Annotated in this window: 7 protein-coding genes; all 7 read right to left on the minus strand. The window is 52.0% G+C overall.

The features are described 5' to 3' along the window. Nucleotides 1-3 precede the first annotated feature (3 nt). Nucleotides 4-2,376 (minus strand): GH92 family glycosyl hydrolase, encoded by a 2,373-nt coding sequence (locus GBK04_RS16120; RefSeq protein ID WP_152761388.1) that lies wholly within the window; start codon nucleotides 2,374-2,376, stop codon nucleotides 4-6. 82 nt (nucleotides 2,377-2,458) lie between these two features. Next, nucleotides 2,459-4,318, minus strand: coding sequence for a RagB/SusD family nutrient uptake outer membrane protein (locus GBK04_RS16125; protein WP_152761390.1), 1,860 nt, complete (start codon nucleotides 4,316-4,318; stop codon nucleotides 2,459-2,461). A gap of 18 nt (nucleotides 4,319-4,336) precedes the next feature. Then, entirely contained in the window at nucleotides 4,337-4,498 is a 162-nt protein-coding gene (locus GBK04_RS30705) for a hypothetical protein (RefSeq protein ID WP_373331032.1), read from the minus strand. Beyond that, nucleotides 4,498-7,668, minus strand: a complete 3,171-nt coding sequence (locus tag GBK04_RS16130) for a SusC/RagA family TonB-linked outer membrane protein (protein ID WP_373331033.1) — start codon at nucleotides 7,666-7,668, stop codon at nucleotides 4,498-4,500. The genes GBK04_RS30705 and GBK04_RS16130 overlap by 1 nt, the downstream gene beginning before the upstream one ends. Nucleotides 7,669-7,881: 213 nt before the next feature. Beyond that, a complete protein-coding gene (locus tag GBK04_RS16135) occupies nucleotides 7,882-8,985 on the minus strand; it encodes a FecR family protein (RefSeq protein ID WP_152761392.1) in 1,104 nt (367 codons plus the stop codon). Nucleotides 8,986-9,113: 128 nt separating this feature from the next. Continuing rightward, complete coding sequence (locus GBK04_RS16140) at nucleotides 9,114-9,722, minus strand: RNA polymerase sigma factor (RefSeq protein WP_152761394.1); 609 nt, start codon at nucleotides 9,720-9,722, stop codon at nucleotides 9,114-9,116. A 312-nt stretch (nucleotides 9,723-10,034) separates the two neighbouring features. After that, on the minus strand, nucleotides 10,035-12,542 hold the full coding sequence (locus GBK04_RS16145) for a DUF5916 domain-containing protein (protein WP_152761396.1): 2,508 nt from the start codon (nucleotides 12,540-12,542) through the stop codon (nucleotides 10,035-10,037). Nucleotides 12,543-12,703 lie beyond the last annotated feature (161 nt).

Raw genomic sequence — 12,703 nt, forward strand, 5'->3', positions numbered from 1 at the left:
ATTTTATTCAGATATTGAAGGAGGTGCATCCTGCGGACGGGTACCCCAGCTCTTGTTGGGAGTGGTACCCATTTGTAAAGTCAGCGTTCCCCCTTGGGCTACTGTTTCGTGCCACATCCAGGGGCGGTCGAGGGCGCTGCCATTTAGCTTAGCCGATTGAATGTACCTTCCTGTGCCCTGCGTTTGGATGGTAAAGGTTTTGCCCGGATAGTAGCGGGCGTTGAGATGAATGGTGATTTTAGAAAATAACGGACTCGATATTTCGTAGAACGGCTTCCCGGAGGTACCCCCGTTGGTCGAGAAAAGGCCCGTTTTCAGCAACACCGCCAACGATCCCATCAGGCCCTGATCTTCGTCGCCGCTGTATCCTTCCTGGGGCGAAATACCGCTGTATACTTTGTCGATAATTTGCCGGGTCCAGTGCTGAGTAAGCCAGGGAGCGCCCACGTAGTTGAACAACCAGGGTGTTTCCATGCAGGGCTGATTGCCGTAATTGATGTACACACGCCGCAGTTCTTCCAGGGTTTCCTGGTCGTGCGATTTGCCGGAAACAAAATCATGCTTTTCCGCTTTTTCAAAGGAATCGTTTAGTTTGGCAACAAGCGCCTCGCGCCCTCCCATCAGATTTGCCAAACCTTTGACATCATGCGGTACAAACCAGGTGTACTGCGCGGCGTTACCTTCCTCCCAGCCGTGATCGTAGCGCAGAATGTCCACCGGCTCGGTCCACTTTCCGGTCGTGTCGCGCACCCACATCCAGCCCAGTTCGGGATGCCAGATATTTTTATAGTTTTCGGCCCTTTTTGTGAAGAGTGCGTAATCGTCCTTTTTACCGAGTTGGTGGGCCAGTTGTCCGAGCGCGAAATCCTGGTAGGCATATTCCAGCGTTTGGGCCGAGCCGTCCTGATGGCCACCATACCGACGCTTGTACAGCGGATGGGGTACGTAGCCCCGCTCCATGTAGGCTTCGATACCTCCGCCCTTGAAGGTGTTGTGTTCGTAACCGGCTTTGCTCATCATGCCACCCGGAAAATGATTTTTGCGCATGCCCTCGTAGGCTTTGTCGATGTCGAAGCCGCGAATGCCTTTCAGCCAGGCACTCACAATAAAGGGCGTGGAGGAAGCACCCGTCATGACGTACGTATAGTTACCCCCGGAAGGGCCACGCGGAATCAGTCCGCCGTCGTCGTACATCAGCAGCATGGAGTTGACGAAAGACTCGGATACTTCGGGGTACACCAAATGCCACAGGATATTGAGCGACCATTGGGCCCCCCAGAAGGAATCGGAATTGTGGTGGTTGAATTTAGGTTTGCCGTCGGGGCCGAGCGGAATCTGCCCGATGCGTCGCTCCGGGCCGGTCATGTCGAGGTACTTACCGTTGACATCGCTCACGATGCGCCTTCCTTGGAGGGCATGCCAGAGATCGGTATAGAAACGCCTTTGCTCGGTTAAAGTACCTCCTTCGATTTCCATGCGTCCCAGCCAATTATTCCAGTCGGCGCGGGCTTCGGTGCGGACTCTGTCAAAGTTCCAGTGAGGTAGCTCGGTGGTCAGGTTGAGGCGGGCCTGCTCGGTGCTTACGTACGAAATAGCCACCTTCATTTGGCGGACTTCGCCTTTTTTGGTCGGAAAGCTGACGTAAGCTCCGGTTTTCTCGCCTTCGATTTTATCTTCAACTGTAACGAGCTTACCCTCCTTCCAGCCGCCGAATTTTTCAAAGGGTTTATCAAAAACTGCCACAAAGTATACCGTGAAAGGTTTGGGACGGCGGGAGGTAGGAGCCATCACGGTATAGCCTTCCAGCTCGGTGGTACTTACTTTGTGAATAGTGCCTTTCTGCTGCTCCGAGTTGCCCAGTATCGTTGCAAAGTCAAACAGAATATGGCTTTGATCCGCCTGCGGGTAGGTGTACTTATGAAAACCCACGCGGGTGGTGGCCGTCAGTTCGGCGGTAATTTGATAGTCGTCCAGAACTACCTTGTGGTACCCGGCTTTCGCGAGTTCGGTTTTGTGCGAATAGCGCGAGCCGTAGGCATCCGGGCCGAGGTGCCCCCTGAAGGTACCCGTAGTAGGCAGCACCGGAATGCCCGACATCTGCCAGGCGTGCACGTGGCTGAAACATTTGATGGAATCTTGGTTGTAGCGGTAGCCCGAGTTCCAGGCACCGTTCAGGGCCATGTCGGGGCTGAGGTTGACCATGCCAAACGGCCGGGTGGCTGAGCTGAAAAAGAACCAGCGCGAATTGGCCGAATCTACCAATGGTTCCACCAGATCGACGGGATCAGTTTTGGCGGGGACGGGTTTTTCACGAAAAGAAGAGGAAGCTACCAGCAGTCCGGCGAGCGCAAGTACGTAGGCTTTTTTGTAAAGCATTGGTAAAAAGTCAGGTTATAAAACGCCAAGATAAAAAAAGGTCTGCCCTTTGAAAAAAAGCAGACCTTTTGGTTGACGTGGGTTAATAGCCCGGATTTTGGCTCATTTTAGGAAAAGACAAATCAATTTCGCTCTGGGGAATGGGGCGTAAGTAATGTATATCCGAAATCGACTGACCGGTTTTCCAGGGATTATATTTCTTGACCCGCTCCACCAGTTTGCCGGTTCTTTTCAAATCAAACCAACGGCTGTATTCTCCCATGAATTCACGGGCTTTTTCGTCCAGAATCATATCAATGGTAACATTACCCGGCGTAGCGCGGTACGAAGTCGTGGCCAAAGAAGTCTGATCTTCGGGTGCCGCGGCCCGCAGCGGGTCGGCGCCTTTCTTGGCACCCAGCGCGCGGTCGAGCACGCGGTTGTAATACACATCGGCGCTACCTAGCTTGCCGCCTTTGGCACCTTTCACGATGGCCTCGGCGGCAATCAGGTAGGCTTCGGCCGAGCGGAAGACGATTTCATTGAAAGTACCAAAGGCATCGCCGTAAGGAATGCCGGGCTGCCAGAATTTCCACATCATGGGCTGGGAAACTTGAAAGCCGGAGTTGATGATGGGGTACCCTCCGCCAAATTCATTGGTATTGACCACAGCGTACTTTTTGGTTCCGCCCAAATCCACCCCGCGCTGCGCCAGGGTAGTTGCCGGACTATTCCACGGACGGCAGTACAGCACGGTATCGCCCTGCGCAATGTTGATCGTCAGGCTCGGGTTGGTGATCGGGAGCGGTTTGAAATTGTTGACCGCCTGCAAAGCGTACCCTACCTCCACAAAATTATGATCGTAGCGCAGGTCGATAGCAGGATCGAACATCCGGTAAATAGCCGCCGTGGGGTTATGCACGCTCAGGCAGCGGTTATAGTCGGGCGTCCGGCCCTTGGTACCGGGCAAGCCTTCGCCGCTCGCTCCGAATTTGGAGTGCAGGTCATTCCCTCCCGCGGCATCCTGCGTAAAGGCGGGATCCGTTTTGTTGGTAAGTACGTCTGAATTGTACTGCACCGAAAATACGATTTCCGCATTTTTATCATTCTGCGCGCCCGTGTACTGTTTCAGAGGATTTTCAGACCGCTTGGGAAACAAATCGTTGTAGTTGGCGGCCAACGGATAGGCATCGATGATTTTGTCAGCGTATTGCAGCGCCATGTCAAAATCAGCGTTTGAGCCGCCCAGGGCATTATTAAAGTTCCAGCCGCGGGTAAGGTACACGCGGGCCAGCAGAAACTGAGCGGCACCCTTCGTAACCCGACCGTAGTTGGTGGCCGTTACCGGAAGTTTGGTTTCGCATTCCGTCAGGTCGGTAATGATCTGCTTATATACCGTGGCCGAAGGTACCCTGGGAAAATCCTTGCCGGGGCTGGTGACTTCCTCCAAAGGCATGGGGATATCGCCCCAATGCTGCACGGCATAGAACATGCTCAACGCCCGCAGGAATTTGGCTTCCGACACCCGGGCATCTTTAAGCGCCGCCGCCATGGTCGTAATCCCCGGAGCACGGGAAATGACCGTGTTGGTCCGGGCTATTTCGGCGTACAGTTGTTGCCACAGGCTTTGTAATTCACCCAGGCCGGCGTTGAACCGGGCATCGTATACATCGTATACACCGGGCTGGGTGATGGTACCGTTGGCCGCGGGATTCCAGCCGGTTTGGGAAGCAAATATATCGGTACCATTCAGCACCAGCACCCTGTTCTGATGGATGTTGCGCAGCAGCGGGTAGCACGACTTCACGAGATCTTCAAAACCCGCTTCGGTTTTGTAGTAAGAATCGGTAGTCAGGGTTGAAACCGGTTTTTCGACCAGAAAATCATCTTTACAGCTGGTTTGAACGAAAACGAGAAGAGCGGCTATCCAGAAACTATGGGGCTTGAATACTATCTTTTTCATAGGGATCAGTTTAATATTTTAGAAACTAATGTTGACTCCGAGCGTAACCGTCATAGAGGGTACATCGTCCTGATAGATATTGGAGTTGAACTCGGGATCGAAGCCTGTGTACTTGGTCAGGATAACGGGATTTATGACCTGGGCGTAAACCCGGGCCGCCGATAATTTCCATTTATCCATTAACCCCGGGGCAAAGTATAGCCCATGGTCACATCCGACAGACGCAGAAAGCTGGCATCCTGATAGTTGATGGCATTGCGGTAGGGATTGGAAGCCACTACCCCAAAGTAGGTGTTGGAAGGGTTGTCGCTGCGCCAGTAATCCAGCTCGGCCAGTTTGTTGTAGCGGGTACCACCGATCTCTCCGAAGGTACCCGACAACGTACCGTTATAGTACTGCGTGCCGTTGCGGTAGTAGAGCAAAAACGAAAGGTCGAAGTTCTTGTACTTCAACCGATTGGTCAACCCGACCAGAAAATTGGGTAGTTGCGATCCCAAAACTACCCGGTCGTCGATGGCATCGGTCGACGAAATGACTCCGTCGTTGTTCTGATCAACTACCTTCACCGAGCCGGGTACCTGCTTGTACTTGGTGGCCAGGTCTTTCTCGGAAGTCTGCCAGATACCGTCGAACTCATAGTCGAAGTTGGACTTCACCGGGTACCCTACGAATAGTTTATTGCCCTTGTCCACCGTCTGCCCGTCGCCGTAAAGTTCCAGAATTTTGTTCCGGTTGCGGGTAAAAGTCAGGGAAGTATTCCAGCTGAATGCGTTGGTAGAAACATTGACGGTATTCAGCGAAAGCTCGATACCCTTGTTTTCAATTTGACCTACGTTGGACGTAACCTGGGAAAAGCCGGAGGCCGTGGGTAGTTTCTGGTTCAGAATCAGGTCGACCGTTTTCCGGTTGTAAACTTCAATGGAACTGGAAAGTCGGTTATTAAAAAATCCGAAGTCCAGACCGAAATTCAGCTCCTTACTCCGCTCCCAGCGTAAATCCTTGTTGGCCAGGTTGGCCGGAGCAAACCCGTAGGCCGCTGTGCCGTCGAAGTCGTAGCCGGTGTTGAGCAGCCCCGCTTGTGTACTGTACGGATTGACACCTGCGTTACCTACCTGCCCGTAGCTTACGCGCAGTTTGAGGTTCGAAAACAAATTCAGATCATTGATAAAGGGCTCCTCGATCAGTCGCCAGGCAAAAGCCACCGATGGGAAAAACGCCCACTTGTTGCCTTCGGATAGCTGCGAAGCACCGTCGGAGCGGCCCGTCAGCGTGAGCAGGTACCTGTCTTTGAAGGAGTAGTTCAACCGGCCCATGAACGACAGGATCGAACGCTCCACCAGCGAACTCGAAACGCCATTAATCGTCCCGGTGTTCAGCGCGTACCAGTCCGAATCGTAGGGCAGATCGATTACCGCAACCTGATACGCTTCATTGCGCTGATAGAACGCGCTCTGCAATCCGGTAAAATGTACCTTGTGGGCGCCGGTACCTACCTCGTAGTTCAGGATATTATCCAGCGTGTAGCTGCCCAGAGTGCTGTTATCGTACTGTGCCCGGGGTTTTTTGCCAATCTGAGACTTGGTCCAGGTACCCCGGAAATCACCCACCCGTTCGGTGTTGTAAATGGCCGATAAAGACGAGCGGATACTGAGGCCTTTGATCGGCATGTACTCCACGTAGGTGTTGCTCATGATGGTCGAGGCCGTGGTTTGCAGCTTGGAGTACTCCGGCTTAATGTCCGACAATGGGTTAGGTACCTGCTTGTCGTTGATGCCCATCCAGAAAGCATAACCATCGATATCAAAGTCGGAGTTCTCGGAAGGATTGGCCAGGTCATCGAAATATACCGTTCCGGTGGGGCGGGCCCGGTAAGCATTCCGCAGCGACTCGCGCGAGCCCAGATTCTGATTCGAGTAGGTCAAATACGCCGTAAAACCTACCTTAAAGTGTTCGCCCAGCTTGCTATCCAGCCCGGCGTTGAGATTGTACCGCTTGTAGCCGGTGTACTTTACGTTGCCGTCTTCGTTCAGAAAACCACCCGAAAATCGGTAGGTAGTTTTTTCGGTACCGCCCGTCACGCTGATGTTCTGACTCGTCTGCACACCGGGATCGGTAATCAGGTCGGCCCAATCGGCGGTTTTGCCGGCTTCAATATTAGCCAGTTCGGCGGCGGTAAAGGTAGCTCCGGTCAGGCCTTCGAGCAGACGATCCGTGTAGGTCACCTTGTAAAACTGCTCGCTGGTCATCAGCTTGGGAATATGCGAGGGAATTTTCACGCCCACGTAGCTGTCGTAGCTGATCCTCGGCTTACCCGAAAGTCCTTTTTTAGTGGTAATGATAATGACCCCATTGGCTCCCCGCGACCCATAGATGGCCGTCGAAGAGGCATCTTTCAGGATATCCATCGACTGGATATCGTTGGGATTCAGGTTATTGATATTGCCGCCCATTAGCCCGTCGATCACCACGAGCGGCTCGGTGGAGTTGTTGATGGTGTTTTCGCCCCGAATGGTAATGCTGTACCCTACACCGGGCCGGTTGTTCTGCTTGGTGACGGTCAGGCCGGCTACCTGTCCCTGCAAAGCTTTGGAGGCCATCACCGGATTAGCCCGTACGATGTCGCGCGTCTGAATAGATCCCACGGCTCCGGTCAGGTCGCTTTTTTCTACGGTACCATACCCTACTACCACCACCTCGTTGAGCGCATTTTCGTCGGGTGCCATCTGGATGGAAACCGTAATTTGGCTACCTACGGTAATCTCCTGTCTGGCGTACCCCACAAAACTGAACACGAGTACGGCCTGATCGTTGGGTACGTCTACTTCAAAGGCCCCATTGGCATCGGTACTGGTTCCACGCTGCGTGTTTTTGACCACCACGCTCACACCCGGCAGAGGGGCATTTTTTTCGTCGACTACCGTGCCCTGTACCATGCGTTTCGGGGCAATAGCCTCAATGGGAAGGGTAGGGGTACTGTTGGATTGGGCGTTTTTACGTTTCAACAGAATCCTCCGGTTCACTACTTCGTACGATACCTGCATGGGCGTAAGTACGGTATTGAGTATGTTGTAGAGGGATTCATCCTCGAATTTCAGGGTAAAGCGCTGACCGGAGGGTAATATCTGGGGATTGTACATGAATCGCACGTCCGTTACCTTTTCGATCTTGTCCAGGATCTGAACAATTCCCAGGTTGTTAAGCTGGAGCGTAACGCGTTGTTCGAGCACTTGTTGGGCCGTGACCTCATGCGCCTGGGTGAGGCTCACGAAGCACAGGGCCAGGATCGCTTGATACAGACTGATGCGCATGATTTTCTGTAAAGCTTGGTGATTGTGTAGGCGTTTTGACATAATTTTACGGTTTGTCAGGTGAAAAATTTGGCAAAAAACTCCTGAATCCGCTCAGGCGGAGTTGCGTCGTCAGAATTCGCTTTTGGGAGTGTTCTCGGAAGTCAGCGATGTTGGCGCATGGCTGGCTTCCTTTTTTATAGAGGCTTCATTTCTGTCAATCGGAGGGTCATTCATAGGCAAATGTTTATAGTGAGGGAAAGTGGTTAGGCAACGTTAGCACCCTCGGCTTTTGATCAGGATCTGCCCATTGACCTGCTCGTAGGAGGCATTGAGCGTTCGGGTGATTAAGTCTAGTTTTTCAAAGAGGGTTTCGTCGGTGAATGACCCGGTCAGGTAGCAATTCCGCATGACGTCTTCGTCAAAAACCAGTTCGATGCCGTAGGCTTTTTCGAGTGTTTCGAATACTTCCTTGATGGGGGTACCTTTGAAGATAAAGTTCGGCTGTTTCTCGGCTGCGGTGAGCAGCTCGGGAGTTTCCACCAGGCTGCGCGCAAAGTGGTTGTCCCGGACTCTGAAAACCATTTGCTGGTTTGGGGTTAATACCAGCTCATTGGTCGGGGTAGGTACTGCGGTCGTCTTTCCGTCCAGATTAGTGTACACCGCTACGCGTCCCGTTTTTACCAGTACCTGAATCTGATCCTCTCCCGGATTGGCTTTTACGGTAAAACTCGTTCCCAGTACCTTCGTTACCAACTGTTCAGCAAACACCAGGAAAGGTCTTTCGGGATTTTTAGCTACATCAAAAAACGCTTCTCCCGACAGGTACACTTCCCGCTGCGCACCACTGAATTCGGGTTCGTAGCTGAGCTTTGCGCCCGGCTGTAAGACAACGGTACTCCCATCGGGTAAGGTCAGGCGCTGGACCGATGGTGCATCATTGACAATCTCAGTCAGGGCTACAGGAGAATGGTCGATCAGGACTTCATACGTAAGTGGAGCCGAAACGGGCTGAATATTTCGCGATAGCCACCACCCCAGGCTCACCAACCCCAGCAGTACCCCGGCAGCTGACAGCCATCGGGCGGTACTTCCCAGCCGATGGCTTTTTACGCGCGACCGGGTAGTGGGTAGTTCGTCGAGCCGTTCGGCCATTCGATGCATTTCGTGGCTGATTTCCGTTTCGGTAATCTGGTCGAACGACTCGAGTACGGCTTCCAGGAGTTTCACGGCACTATTGATATCCTTTTTCTTATCCGGGTTTTGGGCCATCCATTCTGTCCAGAACCGGGTATCTTCCTCCCGGCCTTTCAGCTGCCAGTTCCGGAATGAGGGATCGGTGGCAAACTCTTCGGGACTGAAATTTCTATAATCGAGCATAGAAAAAATTGGACTACGTTTTCATAGGGAAAGATGTAGAAGCCGCTTTCCAATACTCCTTATTGGAAAAGTTTTTATCAAAAAAAGATATGGATGCTAGTAAGTATCTGAAAATCATAAGATTACTATCAGACCAAGTCGCAGAACATCGCGGTCAGCAGAAGAAAGACCTGATCGAAAGTAACGCGCAGGTGCAGAATGGCTTTGTGAAGCAGGTTCGCGACCGATTGCCGGTTTACCTGCATCAGATCGGCAATCTGTTCGTTGTCGAGGCCCTGGTAGAATTTTAAAAAAATGACCTCTTTTTGCCGTCGGGGTAGGGTGGCAATGGCCTTACTGATCTTCTGGTTTTTCTCAGAGACGGCTTCCTGGAAAATCAGTGCGTTTTCAATCGTAAACTCGTCGGCCCGGTCGTGTATTTCCTGATCGATGGCCACGGGTCCAAATGGATTTCCCCGAAAGGATTGGAACAGATTGTTGCGGATCGACCGTAGCAGGTATACGGTCAGGTACTGAATACGGAGGGTTTCCCGCTTTTCCCAAAGATGGATGAAGAGATCCTGCAGGGTATCTTTGATAAGCTCGCGGTCCGAAGTAAAGGTAGCCCCATAGTTGAAAAGTACCTTGTAGTGGGCTTCCACCAGCTGGCAAAAAGCCTCCTTATCCCCCGCAACCGAACGTTGCCACAGGATCACGAAACGCTCGTTCTCATCGGGTCGGATGTAGTTTTTTCTCAACGCTCAACGAATTGATGCAGGTACTGGTTTTCAAAGGTCTCTGATTACGCCGAAAGAGTTACCTTGTGCAATAAAGCTACGCATATTTCTACAAAACCGCCACAGACAAGTCTAATTTAGTCTTGATATGGTACCATTTAAAGCAAAATAACTTTTTGTGAGAAATAGTGGCGGTTCTACTATGTGTAGGAGAAACCCTGGGTGGAGTGTGGCATGAGAGGGAAGTGTACATACGCTTGCCAGGTATGATATCACTCCCATACTCAACTACAAAAGACGACCGGTATGCGTGTTTACCCTGAAAAATCTGGATTATGCTTCTCCTTTCCGGGTAGTTTGCATCCAGCTCTTAACCCGCAGGTAGTCCAGAAAATAGATCACTTTGAGAGAAACATTGTTGTTCTGATCGGCCTGTAGGGTGTTGTGCAGGTTCTGAAAGTAGTGTACGTCGATCAGGTCGGAATTGTGGTAGGTGGCGTTTTTCCAGACCACATTCAGGAAGCTACCAGGCGCAAACTGCCAGGTGTACACCATGTCGACGTTGAAGTAGTTCACGTTGCGGTTGGTACCTTCAAAGCCGGGCTTGGAGCGCAGACTGCCGTTATCATTCAGCGAGAAGTACTGCTTGTTGTGTACCACACTGGCGTAGTGCCGGGCGCGGAAGGTGAGGCCCATGCGATTGGTGAAGCTATATTTCAGAAACAGCGTGTTATCCACGGTTTTTACATTGCGCAGCGCAAACACCGGATTGCCCGCTTCATCCATCGACGTGTAGCCCAGTCCCCGGGGGCGCGGCTGCAGGTTGACGGTATGCCGCACGGAAAACTTGCTGCTAAAACGGTACTGCTGGCTTACGAACAAATCCAACCCGTTGAGATCATAAAAATCCAGAAAAACGCGCTCGTAGGCTTCCATACTTAGGGAGTACTTCTTAGCGGAGTTGGTCTCGATCCATCCGCCGAACGCCACGCTCTGGTTGCGCCGGAATACTTGTCCCAGTTGACGCGGCTCATAGAAATCGTTCTGAGCGGGGCGGTAATTAAGGTACAATCCCAACCAGTGTAATTTCTTCGTCTGAGCGTTAATATTGACCTGCATATTGGCCTGCTGAAATTTGCTTTCCAGATTCCCGATGGGTGCATATAACCGGCTGAGCGAGGCGTTAAAATTGTAAAACAAGCGGTTGTACCAGCCCTTGGGTTCGGTGTAGCGATACCCTACGTACAGGCTGTGATCCAGGAAGTTGTTATTGGTAAAGTACCCCAGATCGTTGCTGGTGAACTTAGTATCGGTCAGTTGCTGCGAAAGGTTAAAAGTAAACCGGCCGGAGGTTTTTCCCGCGCTCAGCGAGTGGCTGTACCCCGTGCGGTTTTCAGTTCCACTTTCCTTGTAGTCGAGGTGACTGATGGCCGCCTGGCCCGATAGATTGTAGTTGTTTTTCTTGTTGTTGATGCTGAACAGCCCCGCCGTCACGTTGGCGTTATAGTCGGTACCTCCACGCAGTACCGACGTATTAATAAAGCTGACGCTGGAATTGTTTTTGAGGGTCTGATCCAGCACGAAAATATTGTAGTTGGTGGTAGGGTCCGTTTCGTACTGCCGACTCTCGCCGGTCTCCGAATTTTCAATCACAGCGTACTGTGGACGCGTAATGGCGTTTAGCAAACCTACGCCCAGGCCACCTTTGGTGCGGCCCGAGATTTTGGAGGCATTGATGAGCTTCGATTCGGTAGGATTTTTAACTACTTTTTCGCCCGCTTTCAGATCGTCATATGCCCCGCCGGCGTGAATCGGCGCTCCACCGATGCGGCGGGAATAAAACAAGTTTCCTTTGCCAAACAGCTCGGTACCTTCGGTAAAGAAGGTACGGTTTTCGTTGAACTTCACCTCAAATGGCGTCAGATTCAGTACCTGGTTGTCGCTCTGTACCTGGCCGAAATCGGGAATCAGGGTCGCATCCAGCGTAAAGGCCTGGTTCAGGCCGAGTTTCAGATCCAGTCCGCCCGAAACCTGATTCGTCCAGTTTTTTTGTCCGGCCTGATTGACCGGAAAATGATTGGCATACACCGAAAAATAAGGCGATAGCTGCAACCGCAGCGGCGGCTTGATGTCTGTGATTCCTTGCCAGGTACCTTCCTGGGTCAGAAAGCCATTGACGTTCGGGTCGATGGCACTCCAGGTGTACTGTTGCTCGGTTTTGCGGCGTCGGCGCGTAATATTCAGGCCCCAATCCTGCACTTTATCCTTACTGAACCGGATGGCTGAATAGGGAATAAACATCTCGAACGTCCAGCCTTTGTCGTGCATCACGACGGCGCTCTGCCACACGGCATTCCAGCTAAAATCCTCCCCTCCGTTGTCGCTATTCTGATTCGAGGTCATTTTGGCGTCCCACTGTTCGTTCAGAGGAGTCACGAAGTACTCGAAGCCGTTGAGATTGTCGTGGTAAGTATCCAGAATCAGCCCGATATAATCGTTGGTACCGAAGCCATCGCGGCCCACCAGTTCTCTGGCGATACTATCCACATTCCGTTCGTAGCAGGTACCCCCGAAGTACAGGCCGTCGTCGCTGTACATTAGGAAGGATTCGGTGCGGTTCTCGTAGGCTTCTTTCCGGCCGATGACGGGCCGGAACTCGATGTAGTCGTCCGCTTTGGCGGCGTCCTGCCAGGCAGCCTCATTCAGCTTTCCGTCAATGACGACGCGTTGGCTGGTACGTTTTGCTTCCAGCGTTTTGGGAATGATCTGACTGGTCGCGGAAGTACCGCTGAGCAGGGAAAGGGCAAAAGAAAGGAGAGAGAGGAAAAATTTCCTGATCATGGCTAAAAGGAAGTATTGTATCGGGGTGGCGGCTAACAGGTCAAAACTAGATCAAAGCTTCATCAGGGACTAGTTAAAAAGTGTTAAGCGGTGCTTTTTAACTTTTCTTAATCTTCGATCCGGTTCAGCTTTTCCAAGGATGGGTTGTTTCTGGTAAAGGT

It is taken from the genome of Salmonirosea aquatica (genome assembly GCF_009296315.1).
Lineage (GTDB): Bacteria > Bacteroidota > Bacteroidia > Cytophagales > Spirosomataceae > Salmonirosea > Salmonirosea aquatica.

Coding starts and splice junctions, on each gene's coding strand:
- GBK04_RS16120 (WP_152761388.1), bottom strand. CDS start 2,376: ATGCTTTACAAAAAAGCCTACGTACTTGCGCTCGCCGGACTGCTGGTA.
- GBK04_RS16125 (WP_152761390.1), bottom strand. CDS start 4,318: ATGAAAAAGATAGTATTCAAGCCCCATAGTTTCTGGATAGCCGCTCTT.
- GBK04_RS30705 (WP_373331032.1), bottom strand. CDS start 4,498: ATGGATAAATGGAAATTATCGGCGGCCCGGGTTTACGCCCAGGTCATA.
- GBK04_RS16130 (WP_373331033.1), bottom strand. CDS start 7,668: ATGTCAAAACGCCTACACAATCACCAAGCTTTACAGAAAATCATGCGC.
- GBK04_RS16135 (WP_152761392.1), bottom strand. CDS start 8,985: ATGCTCGATTATAGAAATTTCAGTCCCGAAGAGTTTGCCACCGATCCC.
- GBK04_RS16145 (WP_152761396.1), bottom strand. CDS start 12,542: ATGATCAGGAAATTTTTCCTCTCTCTCCTTTCTTTTGCCCTTTCCCTG.